This window comes from Actinomadura syzygii (genome assembly GCF_008085905.1).
In the GTDB taxonomy this organism is placed as follows: Bacteria; Actinomycetota; Actinomycetes; order Streptosporangiales; family Streptosporangiaceae; genus Spirillospora; species Spirillospora syzygii.
The window spans coordinates 1-21,786 of sequence record NZ_VSFF01000007.1 but is presented as its reverse complement, the minus strand read 5'-3'; the positions used below and the strand labels follow the sequence as shown (position 1 = coordinate 21,786).

The 21,786-nt window shown below is 72.5% G+C and carries 16 protein-coding genes; 10 read left to right on the top strand and 6 right to left on the bottom strand.

Features of this window, described 5'->3' with window-relative positions:
• The first annotated feature begins 91 nt into the window (after nt 1-91).
• The 4 genes from FXF65_RS18010 to FXF65_RS17995 all read left to right on the top strand — a co-directional run bounded on the left by FXF65_RS18010 (nt 92) and on the right by FXF65_RS17995 (nt 4,349).
• Nucleotides 92-1,138 carry an ABC transporter substrate-binding protein gene (locus FXF65_RS18010; protein ID WP_148351555.1) on the top strand — a complete coding sequence of 349 codons (1,047 nt, stop codon included), beginning with the start codon at nt 92-94 and terminating at the stop codon, nt 1,136-1,138.
• Nucleotides 1,135-1,989, top strand: a complete 855-nt coding sequence (locus FXF65_RS18005) for an ABC transporter ATP-binding protein (protein ID WP_148351146.1) — start codon at nt 1,135-1,137, stop codon at nt 1,987-1,989. Before FXF65_RS18010 ends, FXF65_RS18005 begins: the two co-directional genes overlap by 4 nt.
• A complete protein-coding gene (locus FXF65_RS18000; RefSeq protein WP_148351145.1) occupies nt 1,979-2,908 on the top strand; it encodes an ABC transporter permease in 930 nt (309 codons plus the stop codon). The genes FXF65_RS18005 and FXF65_RS18000 overlap by 11 nt, the downstream gene beginning before the upstream one ends.
• A gap of 127 nt (nt 2,909-3,035) precedes the next feature.
• The gene (locus tag FXF65_RS17995) at nt 3,036-4,349 is read left to right on the top strand and encodes a sensor histidine kinase (protein ID WP_246198891.1); all 1,314 of its coding nucleotides are present in this window, start codon (nt 3,036-3,038) and stop codon (nt 4,347-4,349) included.
• Between the two features lie 36 nt (nt 4,350-4,385).
• Here FXF65_RS17995 and FXF65_RS17990 read toward each other — a convergent pair whose 3' ends face one another.
• The 6 genes from FXF65_RS17990 to mfd all read right to left on the bottom strand — a co-directional run bounded on the left by FXF65_RS17990 (nt 4,386) and on the right by mfd (nt 13,602).
• On the bottom strand, nt 4,386-4,619 hold the full coding sequence (locus FXF65_RS17990; protein WP_148351144.1) for a hypothetical protein: 234 nt from the start codon (nt 4,617-4,619) through the stop codon (nt 4,386-4,388).
• A gap of 100 nt (nt 4,620-4,719) precedes the next feature.
• On the bottom strand, nt 4,720-5,664 hold the full coding sequence (locus FXF65_RS17985; RefSeq protein WP_187412369.1) for an NADP-dependent oxidoreductase: 945 nt from the start codon (nt 5,662-5,664) through the stop codon (nt 4,720-4,722).
• 92 nt (nt 5,665-5,756) lie between these two features.
• Nucleotides 5,757-8,186, bottom strand: a complete 2,430-nt coding sequence (locus FXF65_RS17980; protein WP_246198886.1) for a penicillin-binding protein — start codon at nt 8,184-8,186, stop codon at nt 5,757-5,759.
• A gap of 124 nt (nt 8,187-8,310) precedes the next feature.
• Nucleotides 8,311-9,309, bottom strand: coding sequence for a nucleoside triphosphate pyrophosphohydrolase (locus FXF65_RS17975; protein WP_148351142.1), 999 nt, complete (start codon nt 9,307-9,309; stop codon nt 8,311-8,313).
• Nucleotides 9,310-9,314: 5 nt separating this feature from the next.
• On the bottom strand, nt 9,315-9,971 hold the full coding sequence (locus FXF65_RS17970) for a SurA N-terminal domain-containing protein (protein ID WP_148351141.1): 657 nt from the start codon (nt 9,969-9,971) through the stop codon (nt 9,315-9,317).
• 70 nt (nt 9,972-10,041) lie between these two features.
• A complete protein-coding gene (mfd, locus tag FXF65_RS17965) occupies nt 10,042-13,602 on the bottom strand; it encodes a transcription-repair coupling factor (protein WP_148351140.1) in 3,561 nt (1,186 codons plus the stop codon).
• Between the two features lie 262 nt (nt 13,603-13,864).
• Between mfd and FXF65_RS17960 the strand changes: the two genes are divergently transcribed.
• The 6 genes from FXF65_RS17960 (at nt 13,865) to FXF65_RS17935 (ending at nt 21,331) form a co-directional block, all read left to right on the top strand.
• Complete coding sequence (locus FXF65_RS17960) at nt 13,865-14,740, top strand: class I SAM-dependent methyltransferase (RefSeq protein ID WP_148351139.1); 876 nt, start codon at nt 13,865-13,867, stop codon at nt 14,738-14,740.
• Between the two features lie 107 nt (nt 14,741-14,847).
• Complete coding sequence (gene cysC, locus FXF65_RS17955) at nt 14,848-16,368, top strand: adenylyl-sulfate kinase (RefSeq protein WP_148351138.1); 1,521 nt, start codon at nt 14,848-14,850, stop codon at nt 16,366-16,368.
• A gap of 113 nt (nt 16,369-16,481) precedes the next feature.
• Nucleotides 16,482-17,450: a sulfite exporter TauE/SafE family protein gene (locus FXF65_RS17950; protein WP_148351137.1), complete on the top strand. Its 969-nt coding sequence runs from the start codon at nt 16,482-16,484 to the stop codon at nt 17,448-17,450.
• On the top strand, nt 17,428-18,219 hold the full coding sequence (locus FXF65_RS17945; protein WP_148351136.1) for a WecB/TagA/CpsF family glycosyltransferase: 792 nt from the start codon (nt 17,428-17,430) through the stop codon (nt 18,217-18,219). Before FXF65_RS17950 ends, FXF65_RS17945 begins: the two co-directional genes overlap by 23 nt.
• 107 nt (nt 18,220-18,326) lie before the next feature.
• Nucleotides 18,327-19,598 carry a hypothetical protein gene (locus FXF65_RS17940; RefSeq protein ID WP_148351135.1) on the top strand — a complete coding sequence of 424 codons (1,272 nt, stop codon included), beginning with the start codon at nt 18,327-18,329 and terminating at the stop codon, nt 19,596-19,598.
• A 122-nt stretch (nt 19,599-19,720) separates the two neighbouring features.
• Complete coding sequence (locus tag FXF65_RS17935) at nt 19,721-21,331, top strand: CBM96 family carbohydrate-binding protein (protein WP_148351134.1); 1,611 nt, start codon at nt 19,721-19,723, stop codon at nt 21,329-21,331.
• Nucleotides 21,332-21,786 lie beyond the last annotated feature (455 nt).

Here is a 21,786-nt window from a genome sequence, read left to right as displayed (position 1 = left end):
GAAACCGTGTGTAGCAGGTCACTTGACGTGGGCATTACCTACCTTATCTACTGTTCAAGCCAATCCGACCTGCTTAGTAGGGAAAATGACCATGCTTCGTGGACTTCGCGGGCGGTTCGCCGCCGTGTCACTGACCGTCCTGGTCGCGGCGGGGACGCTCGGCGCCTGTGGAGGCGACGACGACGGAAAGTCCGCCGCGGACGCTCCCCTCCGCCTCGGCTACTTCCCGAATATCACGCACGCGACCGCGCTCGTCGGAGTGGAAAAGGGAATCTTCGCCAAACACCTCGGAACCGCGCCCAAGACGGCGACGTTCAACGCGGGCCCGGCCGCCGTCGAGGCCCTCTTCTCCGGCGCGATCGACGCGACGTTCGTCGGTCCGAACCCGTCCATCAACGCCTGGTCGAAGTCGCACGGCAAGGCGATCCACATCATCTCCGGCGCGGCCTCGGGCGGCGTCTCGCTCGTCGTCAAGTCCGGGATCAAGAGCCCCAAGGACCTGCGCGGCAAGAAGATCGCGACGCCGCAGCTCGGCAACACGCAGGACGTCGCCATCCGCTACTGGCTCAAGCAGAACGGGCTGACCGCGAACAAGGACGGCAGCGGCGACGTCAAGATCGTCCCGCAGGAGAACGCGCAGACGCTCCAGACGTACGCGCAGGGCGAGATCGACGGCGCCTGGGTGCCGGAGCCGTACGCGTCCCGGCTGATCCTGGAGAACAAGGCCGTGAAGCTGGTCGACGAGAAGACCCTCTGGCCCAACGGCAAGTTCGTGATCACCAACCTGATCGTCAGCCAGTCGTATGAGAAGAAGCACCCGGAGCAGGTGAAGAAGCTCATCCAGGGCGTGGTCGAGGCGACCGACTACATCAACCAGAACAAGGCCGACGCCGAGAAGATCTCGAACGACGCGCTGGCGAAGCTGAGCGGCAAGCCGCTGAAGCAGAACGTCCTCGACGCCGCGTTCAAGGAGATCGACTTCACCACGGACCCGGTCGCGTCCTCGCTGGTCACCGGGGCCCAGCACGCCGAGGAGATCGGCCTGCTCGAAAAGACCGACCTCGCTGGCATCTACAACCTGAAGGCCCTCAACGACGTGCTCAAGGCGAGCGGGAAGGCACAGGTCAGCGACAAATGACCGCGGACGTTCAGGTGAGCGCCGAGCCGGCCGTACGGCTCAGCGAGGTATCGAAGGCGTTCGGGACCGGCCGGTCCGCGCTCCTCGCGCTGGACCGGGTCTCCCTGGACGTCGCGCCCGGAGAGTTCGTCTGCCTGGTCGGAGCGTCCGGCTGCGGGAAGAGCACGCTGCTCAACCTCGTGGCCGGACTGGACCGGCCGAGCGGCGGAACGATCCAGCAGCACGCCGCCGGGAAGGACGGCAAGGACGGGCAGGGCTCCAGGGTCGCGCTGATGTTCCAGGAGCCCGCCCTGTTCCCGTGGCTGACCGTGACGGGGAACCTCGAACTCGCCCTCAAGATGCGCGGCGTCCCCCGCGCCGAGCGGCGGGAGCGGGCGGGCGCGCTGCTCGACACGGTGCACCTGCGCGCGTTCGCGAAGAAACGCCCGCACCAGTTGTCCGGCGGGATGCGGCAGCGCATCGCGCTCGCCCGCGCCCTCGCGCTGACCGAGCAGGAGCACGCCTCGGGCACGGTCGACGCGCAGGAGGAGGCGGCGGCGCGCAGCACCGTCCTGCTGATGGACGAGCCGTTCGGCGCGCTCGACGCCATGACCCGCGACCTGCTGCACGACGAGATCGAGCGGATCTGGCGGGAGCGCCGCCTGACCGTGCTGTTCGTCACGCACAACGTGCGTGAGGCGGTGCGGCTCGGCGACCGGGTCGTGCTGCTCAGCAGCCGTCCCGGCCGGGTCGTGGAGGAGTTCCCCGTCCCGCTGGAGCGGCCGCGCCGCATCGACGCCCCCGAGGTCGCCGCGCTCGCGGGGACCATCACCGACAGGCTGCGCGAGGAGGTAGGCCGCCATGGCGCATGACACGACGACCCGCGACAAGCGGCGCGACGACGCCCCCGACCGGACCGGCGGGGCCGCCGCCGAGACCGCGGCGGGACGGCTCGACCGGGAGATCGCGGGCCTCGACGCCCTGGAACTCGGCGGCGGGACGCGCGTCCGGCTGCTCCAGCGGACGTGGTCGGCGCTGTGGCCGATACTCACGGCCGTCCTGATCGCGATCGCCGCCTGGCAGGCGGTGGTGTGGAGCGGGTGGAAGGAGCCGTGGGTCCTGCCCGGCCCGCGCGACACCTTCCCGGTGTTCTGGGACCAGATCACCTCGTCCCGGTTCTGGAACTCGGTCGCGCTCACCATGCAGCGCGCCGTCATCGGGTTCGTGTTCGCCGTCGTCGTCGGCTTGGTGATCGGCGCCCTGGTGTCGCAGTTCCGGGTGCTGCGCCGCGCGTTCGGGTCGCTGATCACCGGGCTGCAGACGATGCCGTCGATCGCCTGGTTCCCGCTCGCGATCCTGCTGTTCAAGCTGAGCGAGAGCGCGATCCTGTTCGTGGTGATCCTCGGCGCGGCGCCGTCGATCGCGAACGGGCTGATCGCGGGCGTCGACTACACGCCGCCGATCCTGCTCCGCGCGGGCAAGGTCATGGGGCTGCGCGGCATCGGGCTGTACCGGCACCTGATCATGCCCGCGTCGCTGCCGTCGTTCGTCGCGGGCCTCAAGCAGGGCTGGGCGTTCGCGTGGCGCAGCCTGATGGCGGGCGAGCTGCTCGTCGTCATCGGCGACACGACCTCGCTCGGCGTGCTGCTGTCGCAGGCCAGGGAGCTGAACAACACCGCCGACATGATCTCCTACATGCTGGTGATCCTCATCATCGGCATCGTGATCGACCGGCTGTTCGGCCTGGCGGACGCCTCCATCCGGCGCCGCTGGGGCGTGGCCGAGAACTGACGATCTCTTATCCGGCGAACGCGGTCGAGTTTGCCCTGCTCAGGCAAGAAACCCCGGGTACTGGCAGGAACGTACCCGGGAGGTCGCCATACGAGTCAGGCCGCTCGGCCCGGAGATCCGGGCGCGGGTGACGCTGACCTCGACGCTGGTCGCGTTCTTCCTGTCCACGGCGATGGCCGTACTGGTGCTGGCGGGCAGCAGGGCACAGACGAACGTCGACGTCACCCTGGAGGCCGCGCGGAACGGGGGCCGCGTGGTCTCCGAGATCAACGCGGGCACACTGCGCCCCGAGATCCGCGGCACCGGCCACGAGCTGATCCAGGTGGTGGACGCGCAGGGCCGGGTCGTCGCGGCGTCCGCGCGGATGCGCGGCCGTGCGCCGGTGCGGTTCCCGCCGCCCGTCCCGCCGAGCGGCCGCCGGGACGGCCGGAGCTGCGACGTCGACGCCCCCGGCGGGGGCTGCTTCATCATCGTCGAGTTCCGCGTGGGGACCGGATCGTCCACCGAGTACGTCTTCTCGCTGGCGCCCGCGCCCGGACTGGTGCCGCAGCCGAAGCTCTTCCTGCTGCTGCTGATCGGCGTCCTGACCGGCACCGTCATCGTCGGCTACGGGACGTGGCGGTCGGTCGGCCGCACCCTGCGCCCGGTGGACGAGATCCGCCGCGAGCTGGACGAGATCACCGCCACCGACCTCGAACGCCGGGTGCCGGAGCCGCCCCGCCGGGACGAGGTCGGGAAGCTCGCCACCAGCGTCAACGCGACCCTCGAACGGCTGGAGCAGGCGGTGGCCCGGCAGCGCGCGTTCGTCGTGGACGTCTCGCACGAGCTGCGCAGCCCGCTCACCGCGGTCCGGATGGAGCTGGAGCTCGCGCTGTCCGGCCCGCAGGACCCCGAGGTCGCCGAGACGCTCCGGGCCGTCCTGACCAACACCGACCGGCTGGCCGCGGTGGTGGACGACCTGCTCGCCCTGTCCCGGCTGGAGGCCGACCGCAACTTCCGCCGCGAGCCGGTGGACCTCACCGCGCTGACGGACGAGGAGGTGCTCCGCCGCCCGCGCCGCACCCAGGTGACGGTCCTGTCGGAGGGCCCGGTGACGGTGAACGGCGGGCGCGCCGAGCTGGCGCGGCTGCTCACCAACCTGATCGACAACGCCGACCGGCACGCGGCGGCGGAGGTGACGGTGATCCTGCGCACCGAGCCGCCGGGCACCGCCGTGGTCGAGATCGTCGACGACGGCGTCGGCGTCGCGCCCGAGGACCGGGAGCGGGTGTTCGAGCGGTTCGCGCGGCTCGCCGAGGGACGGCACCGCGACGCGGGCGGCACCGGTCTCGGGCTCGCCATCGCCCGCGACATCGCCGTCGCGCACCAGGGGACGCTGATCATCACCGACCGCGCGGACGACAAGCCGGGGGCCCGGTTCGTCCTGCGGCTGCCGCGCTGACCCGCGCCCGGTCCAGCCGGGTCAGGTCAGGCCGGGTCAGGTCAGGCCGAGCGCGGTGCGGAGCCGCTCGCGCTCGTACTCCAGCAGCTCGATCTGGCCCGCGATCTCCTCGCGGGCGGTGAGGTTCTGCGCGGAGTCGATGTTGTCCCCGGCGTCCTCGCGCGGCGGGACGAGGTCCGCCCGGAGCCGGTCGAGGGACTGCTCGATCTCGCGGAGGCGTCCGCGCCGGTCGTCATCGTCGTCCGGACGGCCCGCGCCCTTCTCGGTCATGGGTTCCTGCCTTTCCGGGGGGCGACCCCCAGACCCCCGAGGGGGAGACGCAGTGATCCTCGCTTCGCTGCGGTCATGCGTTCTCCCTGCATCGCCGGGGTCAGATGCGGATCACGGTCTTGCCGCGGGCGCCGCCCGCGCGGTTGTCGGCGAGCGCCTCCGCGGCGTCCTCAAGGGGCACCTCGCGCTCGACCCGCACGCGCAGCTCGCTCGCGTCGATGAGGTCGGACAGCCGGTCCAGGAGCGCCGCCGAAGGGTGCCCCTGGAAGTTGACGCCGCGCACCTCGCGGGCGGCCATCGCGTCCGGGCTGACCGACCAGGTCGTGCTGACGAACGTCCCGCCGGGGCGCAGGAGCTGGGCCAGGTGCTCGGCGCCTGCGGTGTCGGCGGCCGTGTCCATGATGACGTCGATCCCGTCGCTGTGGACGGCGAGCACCTGCCGGTTGAGGTCGCCCTTGGAGTGGTCGACGGTCTCGGCCGCGCCGAGCCGCCGCATCGTCCCCGCCATGTCGGCGCGGGCGGTGGCGACGACCTTCGCGCCGGCGCGGGCGGCGAGCTGCACGAGGCCCTGCCCGACGCCGCCGGTCGCGCCGATGACGAGGACGGTCTGCCCCTCGTCCACGCGGGCCTCCTCGACCATGCTCAGCGCGGTCATGCTCGCGGTCGGCACCGCCGCGGCCTGCGTGTAGATCATGCCCTCCGGCATCCGGGCGACCGGGCCGTCGTCGCGGGCGAGGGCGTACTCGCAGTAGCTGCCGAGGCCGCGGGCCACCGAGCCGAACGAGCCGTAGACCTGCTCGCCGGGACGCAGCCGGGTCACGCCCTCCCCGGCCTCCTCCACGACGCCCGCGCCGTCCTGGCCGAGGATCAGCGGGAACGTCGCGTCGACGGAGTCCTTGAGCATCCCGTCGGCGATCTTCCAGTCGACCGGGTTCAGCCCGGCCGCGATCATCCGGACCAGGATCTCCCCCGGCCCCGGCCGCGGGCGCGGCAACTGCATGGGCGCCGGTGTGGCGCCGTACTCGGACACGGCGATGGCTCGCATGACGATCGTCCCCCCGAACGGAATCACTGCGTTGGTGATCTACCCGCCGATGGGACGATCACACAGCACGATCACCGGGCGGGACCGGACGGTCAGGCGGGCGCCTGCCGGCCGGGGTCGGCCGGCGGCGGGAAGGTCGGCGGGAACGTGGGCGGGACCGGCGGCTGCCCGTCCCCACCGGGACCGGGCCCCTTGCTGACGCGCAGCTCGACGGTGTCGCCGGGCTCGACCGAGCCGGGGTCGGGCGACATCTCGGCGACCGTCCCCTTCGGGTACTCGCGGGACTCCACCGGCTGCCGCACCTGCACCTTGAGCCCGGCCTCGCGCAGCTTCGCTACCGCCTCGCGGAGCTTCAGGCCGCGCACGTCGGGCAGCTTCACCTTGTCCTCGCCGGTCCCCTTGCTGAAGTACTCCGACGGGGGCCGGTGGAAGGAGCCAGGGCCCGTCCCGGAAAGGGCGCCGAGCATGCTCTGCTGCCAGATCGGCGCGGGGATCGTCGCCCCGAACACCGAGCCGTAGCAGCGGCCGTCCATGCACAGGCCGTCCATCGGGTACCGGTAGCCGCCGCGCGGGTCGCCGACCCACACCGCGGCGGCGAGGTCCGGGGTGTAGCCCGCGAACCAGGCGGCGGAGAAGTCGTCGACGGTGCCGGTCTTGCCCGCGGCGTCGCGGCCGAGGCCCATGCCCTGCGCCGTGCCCTTGGTGAGGACGCCGCTCAGCACGTAGTTCACGGCGTCCGCGACGCCCCGGTCGACGGCCTGGCGGCACTTGCGCGGCGGGACCTTGAGCTTGCGGCCGGAGGCGTCCCGGATCTCCCGGATCGCGACCGGCTCGCAGTAGCGGCCGCGCGCGCCGAACGCCGCGTACGCCGCCGCGAGCCGCAGTGGCGAGACCGGGTTGAAGCCGAGCGTGAACGACGGGTACTGCTCCAGCGGCTTGCCGCTCGCCTGCCGCATCCCGAGCTTCTCGGCCATCTTCACCGTCTCGCAGAGGCCGACCTCCTTCTCCAGCGCGAGGAAGAAGGTGTTCACGGAGTGGTGGGTGCCGGTGACGAGGCTGAACCGCTTGCCGCCCTCGCCGTCCGCCGAGTTGCGCAGCGGCTTGGACGCGTCGCCGACCCGCTGGCCCTTGCAGTTGCGGTACCCGACGGCGGTGAACTCGCGGGGGGCCATCAGCCGCGTCCCGAACGGCATGCCCTGGTCGAGCGCGGCGGCCAGGGTGAACACCTTGAACGTGGACCCGGCCTGCATGCCGATGCTGGAGCCGTGGCTCGCGTCGGCGGCGAAGTTGATCCAGGTCTTGCCGCGCTCCTTGTCCGGGCCGAGCGCGCGGTCGACGACCATGGCCTTGATCTCGCCGGTGCCCGGCTGGACCATCGCCTCGGCCGCGGCCTTGTGCGCCGAGTTCCTCGGCGGGACGTGCCCGTCCACGGCGCGCTGCGCGGCCCGCTGCGCCACCGGGTCCATGGTGGTGCGGATCGTGAGGCCGCCCCGCTTGAGGAGCTTCTCGCGCGCGGCGGGCGTCGGCCCGAACACCGGGTTGGTCTGGATCTCCCGCTGGACGTAGTCGCAGAAGAACGGCGCCGCGCTGGTCACGCAGCCGCTCTTGACGTCGTCCACGTTCAGCCTGATCGGGAGCCGCGCGGTCGCGTCCGCCGCCGCGTGGTCGATCCAGCCGAGCTCCGCCATCCGGTGCAGGACGACGTTGCGCCGCTCGCGGGCCGCGCCCGGATGCCGCGTCGGGTCGTAGGCGTAGGGGTAGCGGATGATGCCCGCGAGCAGCGCCGCCTCGGACAGGCTCAGCTCGGCGGCGTGCTTGGAGAAGTAGTGCCGGGACGCCGCCTCGATGCCGTACGCGCCGTCGCCGTAGTAGGCGATGTTGAGGTAGCGGCGCAGGATCTCGTCCTTGGTGTAGCGCTTCTCGATCGCGACCGCGTACCGCAGCTCGCGGATCTTGCGCGCCGCGGAGATCTCCTTGGCCGCCGCCCGCTCGGCCGCCGTGTCGGCCTGGGTGAGCAGCAGGTTCTTCACGTACTGCTGGGTGATGCCGGACCCGCCCTGCGTCACCTGGCCGCTGCCGAGGTTGCTCGCGAGCGCCCGCAGCGTGCCCTGCGCGTCGATGGCGCCGTGGTTGTAGAAGCGGCTGTCCTCGATGGCGAGCACGGCGATCCGGAGGACCGGCGCGATCTTCGACATCGGGACGTCCACGCGGTTCTGGTAGAAGAACGTGGCGATCGTCCGGCCGTCGGCGGCGAGGATCCGGGAGCGCTGCGGGACGCCGGAGGTCGTCAGCCCGTCCGGCTCGGCCCGGAACCAGTCGGAGGCGTCGCGGGCGCCGACCCCGGCCGCGCACGCGGTGGGCAGCACCAGCAGCGCGACGAGCAGCCCGGAGAGACCGCCTAACACGCCGAGGCCGCGGAGCGCGCGGGCCTTCTCGGCGCGAGACGTCGACGGGGTCAGCCACCGCCGGTTCCGCCGCTTGCCATTGCGCCCGTCACGGCGCCCGTCACGGCGCGCCGGCACGAGATCTCTGACTACGTCAGGATCTCCGGTATCACCCTCAGCCTCAGCCGGCACGCGATCAGAGTAGACGGGTGTCCCCGGCCGGACTACCCCATCGGCCATGTTCGGGGCGAAACCCGACGATTCACTCTGGGCCCCGGCTTCGCTCCCACTGTCGGACACGATCGCGGAATACCCGCGATACCGTGCGCAACTCCGACTCGGCGTCCAGCCCGCGCGCGGCCGCGTCCCGGACGAGCGCGAACAGCCGCGCGCCCAGGTCGTTTCGGACGTCCGGAAGATCGCCCGGCTGGCCGTCCGGAAGAGCGTCGGCGAGGTCGTCGGGCGCTCCGAGGCGGGCGGCGCGCCGCTGGAGCTGCGCGGCGAGCGACAGCGCGGGCTGGCCCATCGGGACGCCGTCCAGCGCCGACGCCTCCGCGCCGCTCTTCTCCGCCCGCTCCGCCGCCTTGATCTGCTCCCAGTTCGCGTTGACCTCGTCGGCGCCGGAGACGGTCACGTCCCCGAACACGTGCGGGTGGCGGCGGACGAGCTTGTCGACGATCGCGCCGGCCACGTCGTCGATGGTGAACGCGGTCTCGTCCTCGCGCTCGGCGGCCACCACCGAGTGGAACGCGACCTGCATCAGCACGTCGCCCAGTTCCTCGCGCAGCGCGCCGTAGTCGCCCGACTCGATCGTGTCGAGGACCTCGTAGGACTCCTCAAGCAGGTACGGGACGAGCGTCGCGTGCGTCTGCTTGCGGTCCCACGGGCATTCGCGGCGCAGCGTGTCCATCACCGAGACGAGGTCGAGCAGCCGCGCCCCCGGCAGGTCGTAGGAGCCGTGCAGGACCTCGACGTCCAGGGGGTCGTCGACGACGAGCGCCCCTATCTCGCGCATCAGCGCCTCGTCGCCCTCGGGCGCGGCCACCCACAGCACGTCGCCGGAGCGCGCGTCGGCGACCAGGCGGGCGGCGTCGGGGTCGGGCACCTCGTCGGCGGCGATCCCGGCGTCGCGCAGGGACGGCAGCAGCGGATGCCCCGGCCGCGTCCGGACCGCGGACGCGGAGCGCAGCGCGTCCCACGCGCGCCAGGTCAGCAGGCCGGGCGCCACGCGGTGCGTGGTCGCGAGGAGTGTCAGGCCCATGCGCCTCAGATACCCGAGTCGGGAGTGGACAGCTTGTACTGGACCGGGCCGATCGCGAACTCGCCCGGGTCGTAGCCGCCGTAGCGCGGGCTGACCTCGATGTCCATCCCGTCGGCGGTGCTGCGGAACAGCTGGTTCCAGCGCTGCCCCGCCTGCTGCGTCTGCGGGGTCGGCATGTTGCCGGGGCTGGCGCCGAGCCGCTGCATCACCGCGAACTGCGTGGCGACCAGCCGCGCGAGGTCGCGGGTGTAGGCGCGGGGCAGCCCGCTCGCCAGCGTGATCGACTCGGCCCCGCCCTTGCCGTTCAGCCCCTCGACGGCCGCGTCGACCTCGCCGCCGGTGACGGTCACGCCCGCCTTGTCGGCCACCTTCCGGGCGACCCGGAAGTTGATCAGCAGGGTGAGCGCGCCGCGCAGGTCGGAGTCGGACTCGCCGCCGAGCTGCGCGCCCGGGTTCGCCGAGTTGGACCGCAGGTCGTTGGCCGCCGGGTCGGCGCGGAACTGCCGCCGCCAGTCGCGGACGGTCTGGTCGAGCTTCGTGACGGTGATGCGGTCGCCGCCGACGAGCGCCGCGGTGCCCGCCTTCTGGGTGCTGCCGCAGCCGGCCAGCGCGCCGGCCGCCAGCACGGCGGCCGCGGCCGCCGTCACGGCCCTCGCGGACACGGACCTACCAGGCACGGTTTCCTCGTCTCATCGTGTTCAGGGAGCGTTGATCGCCGGGATCCGCGCCAGACTACCGGCTGCCGGACGCGGGCGGACCGTCCAGGAACAGCGCCTCCACCAGGTCCGTCGCCCAGGTGAGCAGCTCCTGGTCGCGCAGCGGACGGCCGCCTATCTGCGCCGTCTTCGGCGCGGGCACGAGCAGCGTGTCGGTCGACGGCTTCAGGATGCTCTTCGGGTACAGCCGCTGGAGCCTGACCTGCTTGGAGTCGGGCAGCCGCGCGGGCGTGAACTTGACGAAGTTGCCCTGGAGGGTGACGTCGCCGAGCCCCGCGCGGCGCGCCTTCGTCCGGAACCGGGCGACCTCCAGGAGGTTCAGCACCGGGACGGGCAGCGGCCCGAACCGGTCCTTGAGCTCCTCGTGGACGGCGCCGATCTCGTCCTCGGACGTGATCGCGGCGATGCGCCGGTAGGCGTCCAGCCGGAGCCGCTCGCCCGGCACGTACTCGTGCGGCAGGTGCGCGTCGACCGGCAGCTCGACCTTCGTCTCGACGGCCTCCGGTTCGCGGCCGCCCTCCTTCAGGTCGCGGACCGCCTCCCCGACCATCCGCACGTACAGGTCGAACCCGACGCCCGCCACGTGCCCGGACTGCTCCGCGCCGAGGATGTTGCCCGCGCCGCGGATCTCCAGGTCCTTCATGGCGACGTACATGCCCGCGCCGACCTCGGTGTGCTGCGCGAGCGTCGCGAGCCGCTCGTGCGCGGTCTCGGTCAGCGGCTGCTCCGGCTGGTACAGGAAGTAGGCGTAGGCGCGCTCGCGTCCGCGCCCGACGCGGCCGCGCAACTGGTGGAGCTGCGACAGCCCGTACATGTCGGCGCGGTCGACGATCAGGGTGTTGGCGTTCGGCACGTCGAGGCCGGACTCCACGATCGTGGTCGCGACGAGGACGTCGTAGTTCTTCTCCCAGAAGTCGACCATGACCTTTTCGAGCTCGTTCTCGTTCATCTGGCCGTGCGCGATCCCGACCCGCGCCTCCGGGACGAGGTTCGCCAGGTTCGCCGCCACCTTGTTGATCGACCGGACCCGGTTGTGCACGAAGAACACCTGGCCCTCGCGCAGCAGCTCGCGGCGGATCGCGGCGGCGATCTGCTTCTCCTCGTACGGCCCGACGAACGTCAGGACGGGGTGCCGCTCCTCCGGCGGCGTCAGGATCGTCGACATCTCGCGGATGCCGGTGAGGCCCATCTCCAGCGTCCGCGGGATCGGCGTCGCGGACATGGCGAGCACGTCCACCTGCGTGCGGAGCCGCTTCAGCTCCTCCTTGTGCTCGACGCCGAACCGCTGCTCCTCGTCGATGACGACCAGGCCGAGGTTCTTGAACCGCGTCTGCGACGACAGGATCCGGTGCGTGCCGACGACCACGTCCACGGTGCCGTTCGCGAGGCCGTCCAGCGTCGCCTCGATCTCCTTGTCGGACTGGAACCGGGAGATCGGCTTCACCACGACCGGGAACGCCGCGAACCGCTCGGAGAACGTCGACAGGTGCTGCTGCACCAGCAGCGTCGTCGGGACGAGCACCGCGACCTGGCGGCCGTCCTGGACGGCCTTGAACGCCGCCCGCACCGCGATCTCGGTCTTGCCGTAGCCGACGTCGCCGCAGATCAGCCGGTCCATCGGGACGGGCTTCTCCATGTCGCCCTTCACCTCGTCGATCGCGGCGAGCTGGTCGGGCGTCTCGACGTAGGGGAACGCGTCCTCCAGCTCGCGCTGCCACGGGGTGTCCGGGGCGAACGGGTGGCCGGGGCTCGCCATCCGCGCCGAGTACAGCCGGATCAGCTCCCCGGCGATCTGCTTGACCGCCTTGCGGGCGCGGGACTTCGCCTTCTGCCAGTCGGCGCCGCCGAGCCGGTGCAGGCTCGGCGCCTCCCCGCCGACGTACCGGGTCAGCTCTTCGAGCTGGTCGGTCGGGACGAACAGCCGGTCGCTCTTCGCGTACTCCAGGATCAGGTACTCGCGGGTGGCGCCCTGGACCGTCCGGCTGACCATCTCCACGTACCGGCCGACGCCGTGCTGCTCGTGGACGACGTAGTCGCCCGGCTTGAGCTGCAGCGGGTCGATGCCGCCGCGCCGCCTGGACGGCATGCGCCGCGCGTCCCGGGTGGACGACTTCTGCCCCGACAGGTCGGTCTCGGTCAGCACGGCGAGCTTGACCGACTCCCAGGTGAACCCGTTGTCGAGCAGCCCGGTCGTGACGGTGACGAGCGCCGGGTCGGGCGGCCCGGCGAGGTCGGCGAGCCGCGCGCCGAGGCCCTCCTCCCCGACGAGCTGGACGAACCGCTCCGCGGGCCCGTGCCCGGCGGTGACCATCACCACGCGCCAGCCCGCGTCCGTCCAGCCCTTGAGGTCGGCGACGACGCGCGAGGTGTCGCCCCGATAAGCCTCCGCGGGCTGGACGCCCAGGTTGAGCGCATCGCCCTCGGGGTTCAGCGCTGTAACGCTCCAGCGCGGCAGCCCCAGCTCGGTGCTGTGCGCGCGGACGTCGTCGAGCGAGCGGAACGCGGCGGCGCCGAGGTCGATCGGCGCCTCTCCCCCGGCGGCGGCGTTGACCCAGCTCGCCTCCAGGAACTCCTGGCTCGTCCGGACCAGCTCGGCGGACCGGGTGCGGATCCGCTCCGGCTCGCACACGAGCAGCGCGGAGCCGTCCGGGAGCAGGTCGGTGAGCAGCTCCATCCCGTCGGCGAGGACGGGCGAGAACGCCTCCATGCCCTCGACGGTGTCGCCGTCCGCGATCCGGCCGAGGATCTCCTCCAGCGCCGGGTGCTCCGCGGCGAGCGACCTCGCGCGCTCGCGGACCGTCTCCGTCAGCGGCAGCTCGCGGCACGGCGGCGCCCACAGCCCGCCCCCCGCCACCTCAAGGGACCGCTGGTCGGCGGCCTTGAAGTAGCGGATCTCCTCGACGGTGTCGCCCCAGAACTCCACCCGGAGCGGGTGCTCCTCGGTGGGCGGGAACACGTCCAGGATGCCGCCGCGCACCGCGATCTCGCCGCGCTTCTCCACCAGGTCGACGCGGTGGTACCCGGCCTCGACCAGGCGGCGGACGACGTCGTCCATGTCGGTGTCGTCGCCGGTGCCGAGGCGCACCGGCTCCAGGTCGGCGAGGCCGGACACGATCGGCTGGAGCACCGCGCGGATCGGCGTGACGACCACGTCCAGCGCGCCGCCCTTGCCTACTTCCGTGCCCGTTTCCGCCGCGTCGTCGGCGGTCGGCGGGCCGCCCGCGTCCGGGTGGACGAGCCGGCGCAGCACCGCGAGCCGCTGCCCGACCGTGTCCGAGCGCGGCGACAGCTTCTCGTGCGGCAGCGTCTCCCACGCCGGGAAGTGCGCCACCCGGCCGGGGGCGAGGAGGCTGGTCAGCGCGGCGGTGAGGTCCTCGGCCTCGCGGCCGGTCGCGGTCACCGCGAGGACCACGCCCGCTCCGCCGTCCCGGTCGCCCAGCGCGCGGCTCAGCGCGGCGGCGAGGATCGGCCACAGCGCGGCGGGCGCGACCACCTCCTGGTCGGCCCGCGCCGCGCGGAGGGCGCGTTCCAAGCCGGGGTCGGTGCGTGCAAGGTCAACAAGTCCGGAAAGCGTCATCTTCGCCCGTTCGCCCGCGATTTCAGCGATGCACCCCGTGCCAGGGCAGCCCGAAAACCCGGAATCCCAGCGGATCCCGGTGTCGGCTACCAGGGTACGCGCCCGCGCCGACCGCCCGTCCGCCCGCACGGGAGCCCAGGTCGCGGCACTCGCGGACCCGGAGCGCCCGGAACGGAGCGGCCGGAACGGAGCGCGACACGACCGTTACCAAGAAAGGGCAAATAGCGGACGGAGCGCAGTCGTGCGATTACGCTGCGAGATTGTGACCGATCTGCGTACGCCGCCGACCAGCGACGGCGATCTCTTCTCAGAACGCGCCCGCCAGTACGCCCTAGAGAAGCCCCTGCAGCGGATCCACGTCCTGGAAGCGGGCTGCGGCTGGGGGACGGGCCTCGACCTCGGCGACCGCGACCACCACGCCACCGGAGTCGACCAGGACTCCCCCGCGCTGCGCGCCCACACCATCGAGCGGACCGACCTCGACACCTGGCACCTCGGCGACCTGCGCACCGTGCCGCTGCCGCCGCGCGCGTTCGACATCGTCCACGCGACGTACCTGATCGAGCGGGTGCCGCACGCCGAGCTGGTGCTCGACCGGTTCGTCGCGGCGCTGAAGCCGGGCGGGCTGCTGCTCGTCCACCTGCGCGACCGCAACACCGCGTACGCGTTCCTCGACCGGACGCTGCCGCGCCGGCTGCACACGTCCGGGCGCCGCGGGCGGCGGCGGGCGCGGCAGGGGCGCGGCGCGCACGCCCGCGTCCCGCAGCCCGCGGGCGCGCAGCTCACGGGCGATGCCATGGTGCCCGAGAGCGGCCTGCGGCGGCCCCCGGAGCGGGCCGCCGAACGCGCCCTGGAGCGGGCGGTGCGGCCCGCGGGCCGGACGGCCCCGCCGACCGCGCTCTACGAGCGGGTCGCGTCCCGGTCCGGGATGCAGTGGTACTGCGTGATGCGCGGGCTCGTGGTGTGCGAGGAGTACGCGTCCCGGCGGTCGATCGAGGCGCTCGGGGCCGGAACCGGCCCCGCCGACCTGCTGTGCCGGCTGGTCGCGCTGCTGAGCAGGGGACGCCTCACCGCAGACCACAGCGAGGTCACGTTCGTCATCCGCAAGCCCGAGAACCGTTTCGCCCGGGTCATCTGAGCCTGTCCGGGGGTGCGTGCGTCCGCCCCGACGCAGTATTTTTCCTGCGGAAACTCCCATTCGCACGCACCCGCCCGGCCGCGCGCCGGGCCAGATCGGAGACCGCGGTGACCGACGGCGTACCCGACACGCTGCGCGACCTGCCCGCCTGGACGCCCGGTCCGGTGGAGCTCGCCGACCTCGAGCTGATCCTGGCCGGGGCGTACCGCCCGCTGACCGGGTTCCTCGGCTCGTTCGACGCGGCCATGGTGATCGCGGGCGGCCGGCTCGCCGACGGCACGCCGTGGCCGGTGCCGGTCACGCTGTCGGTGCCGAAGGAGCTGACGGAGCACGGGCGGATCGTCCTCCAGGACCCGGAGGGCGTGCCGGTCGCGCTGCTGGACGTCACCGAGGCGTGGCAGGACCCGACCGGCCGGGGCTGGCGGCTCGCCGGACCGTTGGAGGCGCTGCGCGCCCCGGCGCACGGAGCGTTCCACGCCCTGCGCCGCCGCCCCGACGAACTGGACCCGGTGGGCGGCCCCCTCCCCGCCGAGGCCCCCGAGGGGGGACGGCCTCCCGCGCCCCCCGCCAACAGGCTCGCGGTGGCCACTCGCGAACCGCTGCACCGCAAGCAGCTCGGCCAGCTCAGGCAGGTCGCGGAGCGGCTCGGCGCGGAGGTGCTGGTGCTGCCGCTGCTCGGCGGCGAGCACGACGACTCGCTCGTCCGGGCGCTGCTCGGCGTGCGCCGGGAACTGCCGGACGGCGCCCGGATCGTCCCCGTCCCGCTGCCCGAGCGCGAGGGCGTCGAGCCCGAGCGCGACCTCCTGCTGCGGGCGCGGGTCGCCGCCGCCTACGGCGCGACGCACCTGCTCGCGGACGCGGAGGTCGATGGCGCCGCCGTCCCGATCGTCGTGCCGGAGCCGTGGGCCTACGACGCCGACGTCGAGGTGTGGCGGCCGGTCGCGCGGATCGAGCCGGACCACGTCCAGGCCGAGCTGACCGCCGAGCGGCTGGGCGAGCTGCTCGACGCGGGCGAGCCCGTCCCCGACTGGTTCACCCCGCCCGCGGTGGCGGCCGAGCTGGCGATCGCCCGCCCGCCGAAGGTGCGGCGCGGCATCACGGTGTTCTTCACCGGCCTGTCCGGGTCGGGGAAGTCGACGGTCGCGCGCGGCCTCGCCGACGCGCTGGTCGAGCGCGGCGGCCGGACGGTCACGCTGCTCGACGGCGACGTCGTCCGGACGATGCTGTCGTCCGGCCTGACGTTCTCGCGCGCCGACCGCGACCTGAACATCCGCCGCATCGGGTTCGTCGCCGCCGAGATCACCCGGCACGGCGGCACCGCGATCTGCGCGCCGATCGCGCCGTACGCGGCGACCCGCGCGGAGGTGCGCCGGATGGTGTCCGCCGTGGGCGACTTCATCCTCGTGCACGTCGCGACGCCGCTGGAGGAGTGCGAGCGCCGCGACCGCAAGGGCCTGTACGCGAAGGCGCGGGCGGGCCTCATCCCCGAGTTCACCGGGATCTCCGACCCCTACGAGGAGCCGGACGACGCCGACCTCGTGCTCGACACGTCCAAGATGGCGCCGGACGAGGCGGTCGGACTCGTCCTCGATCTGCTCGTGGACGGCGGCTGGGTGCGATCCGCCTGACTCTTGGCGCCTGATCAGTCACTGTCGGTCGACCGCAACCCGGGTTAACAGGTGCGCCCTGTATGTCCTAGTCTGACTGACGAGTTTTCCTATATGCCTGGTAGGTCATGCCAATGGACTTCGATTGGACGATGGCGTTCGGCTCGTTCCTCGTCGCCATCATCGTCGGGCTGACCGGCATGGGCGGCGGCGCGCTGATGACGCCGATGCTGGTGACGTTCTTCGGCGTCAGCCCGCTCGCCGCCGTGTCCAGCGACCTCGTCGCCGCCGCCGTGATGAAGCCGGTCGGCAGCGCCGTCCACTACCGGCAGGGCACGATCGACCTGCGGCTCGTCGGCTGGCTGTGCGCGGGCTCGGTGCCCGCCGCGTTCTCCGGCGTGCTGCTGGCGAAGGCGCTCGGCGACGGCGCGTCCGTCGAGGACCTGATCGGCAAGGCGATGGGCGTCGCGCTGATGATCGCGGCGGCCGGGCTCGTCGCGCGCGGGCTGCTCGGCCGCCGGTTCCGCGGGGAGCCCGCCGACGAGGCCGAGGGCGGCTCCCGGGTGAAGGTGCGGCCGGTGCCGACCGTCCTGGTCGGCGTGGTCGGCGGGCTCATCGTCGGGATCACCTCCGTCGGCTCCGGCTCGCTGATCATCGTCGCGCTGCTGGCGCTCTACCCGTCCCTCAAGGCGAACCAGCTCGTCGGCACCGACCTGCTCCAGGCCGTCCCGCTGGTGTTCGCGGCCGCCATCGGCCACATCCTGTTCGGCGACTTCCGGATGGAGGTCACCGCCGCGCTGCTCGTCGGGTCCATTCCCGGCGTGTACCTCGGCTCGAAGATCTCCTCGCGGGCGCCCGGCGGGCTCATCCGGCGCGTGCTGGCGCTCGTGCTCGTCGCGTCCTCGCTGAAGATGTTCGGGGTGGGCGCCGTCCCGCTCGCGTGGACGATGGTCGTCCTGACCTCCGGCACCGTCGCGGTGGCGCTCGTGCTGCGGAACCGCGCCGCCCGGAACCGGGATACGCTGCACTCTCCGGTCGTACCGCCCGGCCTCGCGGGCACGTCAGGAGAGCAGGGCGAGCGTGGACCAACGATGGCCGCATGACACCGTCGACGTCCTCGGCGTCCGGGTCAGCCGCACCGATGTCGCGCAGTTCCGGGCGTTCGTCGAAACGGCGGTCAAAGAGCGGACGAAGCTGACCGTCACCTTCGCCAATCCGGACTACGTGCTCAAAGCGCAGAAAGACCACGCGCTGCGCGACCTCATGAACGGCTTCGACCTGAACCTCCCGGACGGCTGGGGCGTGGTGCTCGCCGCCCGGATCTTCGGCCGCCCGGTGCCGGAGCGAATGGCGAACGACGACCTCACCGACCACCTGTTCGGCCAGCCCGCCGAACAGGGCTGGCGCGTCTTCCTGTTCGGGAACGCTCCCGGCGTCGCGGAGGCGGCGGCGGAGAACGTCCGGAACTGGTACCCGGGCCTGGAGATCGCCGGCACGCAGCACGGCCACTGGGCCGCCGAGAACGGCCGCATCCCGGACGCGACGGCGGCGCGGCTCGTCGCCGAGATCAACGAGTCGGCCCCGGACATCCTGCACGTCGGGCTCGGCACGCCGCTGCAGCAGCGGTTCGTCACCGAATACCGGGACGAGCTGACCGCGCCCGTCGTGATCACCTGCGGCGCCTACTTCGAGCACCTCGCGGAACGGCGCGACTACTATCCGGCCTGGGTGCTGAAATTGCGGATCGGCTTCCTGTACCGGCTCGCCAGGGAACCGCGCCGGCTCTGGCGCCGTTACACCATCGAACTGGGCGCATATCTGACCCGGGTTCTGGTCCACCGAATCCGGAACGGCAAGAGCCGGGACACGTGATCGCGGTCTCCGTCCCGTAGCGCTTTCCCGGAACGGCCGCCGGCTTTCCCGCTTTGTGGTAGTACAGGATGTCATCACTATTCCCGGCCGCACCCCGGAGCACATTCATGCGCCGTTCAATCGCCTGCATCACGGCCACCGCTCTCGCCGCGTCCGCCCTGACCGCCGCGGCGGGCACGGCGTCCGCCGACCTCGCCCAGGGGTCCGTGGTCTCGGCGAACCCGGTGAACAACACCCCGCACGTGCTTGACGGAACCGTCCGCGCCGTCGCCGTCGTGGGCGGCCTCGTCGTCGTCGGCGGCAACTTCGAGGAGGTGCGCGAGGCGGGCAGCGGCAAGCCCACGCTCAAGCGCCACAACCTCTTCGCCTACGACATGAGCACCGGAAAGGTCAGCACGGCCTTCGTCCCGAAGGTGAACGGCACCGTCCACGCCCTCCAGGCGGGCACGAGCGGCTGGGTCTACCTCGCCGGGACGTTCACGACCGTCAACGGCACAAAGACCGGCACGGTCGCCTCGCTCAACACCACCACCAACAAGCTGCACACCGGCTTCAAGCCGAACGTGAACTACCGGGTCACGACCATGGTGCGACGCGGCGCCCGGATCTACATCGGCGGGACGTTCACGCAGGCGGGCGGCAAGGCCCGCACCGCCGTGGCCCGCGTGGACGCCCTCACCGGCGCCGCCGACGCCGGCTTCAACTTCAGCGTCACCACGCCGCGTTCGGGCGCGCTCAAGGTCTACAAGCTGGCGGTCGACCCAGCCGACACCCGGCTGGTCATCAACGGGACGTTCACCAAGGTCAACGGCCAGAGCCGCCCGCAGATCGCGGTGATCAACACGGGCAAGGGCACGGCCGCGCTGTCGACCTGGGCGACGACCGAGTACGCCGACGCCTGCAACCTCGGCGCGTTCGACACCTACATGCGCGGGATGGACTTCTCCCCGGACGGCAAGTACTTCGTCGTCGTCACCACCGGCGGCCCCTACGGCACCAGCACGCTGTGCGACTCGGCCGCGCGCTGGGAGTCGTCCGCCACCGGCTCCGGCAGGAAGCCGACCTGGGTGAACTGGACGGGCGGCGACACGCTGCTGTCCACGTCCATCACCGGCGCGGCCGTGTACGTCGGCGGGCACCAGCGCTGGCTCGACAACCCGCAGGGCCACGACTCCGCCGGTCCCGGCGCGGTGTCGCGTCCCGGCATCGGCGCGCTGAACCCGGCGACCGGCAAGGCGCTGTCGTGGAACCCGACCCGGACGCTCGGGCACGGCGTCGAGACCCTCGTCGCCGACCCCAAGGGCCTCCTCGTCGGCAGCGACACCGACCAGCTCGGCCACGAGTACCACGGCCGGGTGGGGATGTTCCCGCTGGGCTGAGCCCGGCCGCCTCCGGACGTAACGGATGTGAAAATTGCGGCCTTGTGGGATAAAGGGCGGTAACAAAACGGGCCCTATGCGGTGAACAGAGGGCAAAGACCATTGAACTGAAGGGGGCGGCAGTGGCCGAACACGACCCGTTCCCCGGTGGACATCACCGGCCCGACCCGCGCCGCTCACAGCCCGTCCCGCCCGCCCGGGCGCGGCGCGCCCGGCGGCGCGGGCCGCGGCCCGCGTTCTACTTCACGACCGCGGGCACCCTCATCGTCGTCGGCTGCTCCGCCGGTGCGATCGCGCTCGGCGGCGGCGCGCTGGACCGCGACGCCCGCACCACGTCCGCCGGGTCCGGGACCGTCGTGCCCGCCGCCGCGGACACCTACGTCGTCCGCGAGATGCCCGGCAAGGGGTTCGGCACCGCGAAGAAGATCACCGCCTCGCTGTGGCCGTCCTGGCACACCGAGGCGTACGTCGCGTTCGACGTCCCCCCGGGAACCCCCCGCGTCACCAAGGCCCGCGTGGAGGTCGTCTTCGACCGGCCCGAGAACCGGCCGCGCGACGTGGAGCTGCGCAGCCTTCCCGGTTCCTGGACGGAGAGCGACACGTCCTGGACGAACCGCCCCGTCGCGGGCCCGGTCGTCGCCACCGCCGTCACCCGCGGCGACCGGATCCTGTTCGACGTCGGCTCGGTCGTGACCGGCCCCGGCCGCTACGCGTTCGCGATCACCAACAGCAGCCCCGGCTCGGCGGCGTCCCTGCACTCGCGGGAGACCGGCGAGGGTCCGCGCCTCGTGCTGAGGACCCGGCGCGGCGACCGGCCGTCGCCGACCCCGTCCACCTCCGGCGGGACGCCCGAGCAGACCGCGACGTCGCTGCCGACGCCCGGCCCCGAGCCCACCTGGGAGGTGCCCTCGCCGACCACGCCGCCGTCCGGCGGCACCCCCGGCGGCGGCCGGACGCTCTGCGGCGTCTCCCTCAACCTCAAGTCGGGCGAGACGTTCCAGCGCGCCCTGACCCGCATGGACGGCGAGTACGGCGGGCTTGAGACCGTCCGGCTGTTCTACCGCGGCGTCCCGCCGGCGTGGCCCGGCAACCCGAACACCGGGCACCGGCCGCCGATCATCTCGTTCAAGCTCGCGCCGAAGGACGTCCTGTCCGGCAAGTACGACAAGGCGTTCACCAACTGGTTCGCGACCGCGCCGAGCGACCGCGACGTCTACTGGGTCTACTACCACGAGCCCGAGGACAACATCGCCTCCGGCGAGTTCACCGCCGCCGACTACCGCGCCGCCTGGCGCCGCCTGCGGACCCTCGCCGACAAGGCCGGCAACCCGAAGCTGCACGCCACGCTCGTCCTCATGGGCTGGAGCCTCGACCCGCTGTCCAAGCGCGACTGGCGCGACTACTACCCGGGCCGCGACGTCATCCAGGTCCTCGGCTGGGACGTGTACAACCTCGGCTGGAAGAAGGGCCGCTACGACGACCCGTCCCTCATGTACGACCGGGTCATCGCCACCAGCAGGGCCGAGAAACTCCCCTTCGGCGTGGCCGAGACGGGCAGCTTCCTGGTCAAGGGCGACAACGGCGACCGCCGCGCCGCCTGGCTGAGAGCCACCAACGCCTACCTGGCCAAGAACCAGGCCCTCTGGGTCGCCTACTTCGACCTCGACTGGAGCACCGGAGACTTCCGCCTCCTGGACCCCCAGAGCAAGACGGCCTGGAAAGAGTTCTGCTAGAGCACCAAGAACCCAAACAAGCAGTGGGTCCCCGGCCGTTTCGGCCGGGGACCACTGCTTTCCCCCGACGCCGACCTACACCACCGCTCCCCCGAACCCGCCTGCCCAGTCACACTGCCAGACGAGCCTCCACCACCACAGCGCCCACCGGGCCTCCACCACCACAGTGCCGGACCCGCCTGCGTCCGTCACGGTGCCCGTCTGGGCACGAGACTCGGCGCTCTTGAAGGAGCCCAGTTCCAACCCTCTTGGACTCGACCTGAGCCGGGGCCACGTGTTGCGTGGCCTTCGGCGCCCCAGCGCCGAAGGCCGCGCAACACGCCGAACGGCGGGGCGGTTCCCCCCCCCCCCACCCCGCCCCCGCCCCCCCCCCCCCCCGCCCCCCCCCGGCCCCCCCGGGGGCCGCCCCCCGGCCAACCCGGCCCTCCTTCCCGCGCGGCGGACTCTGTCCCACC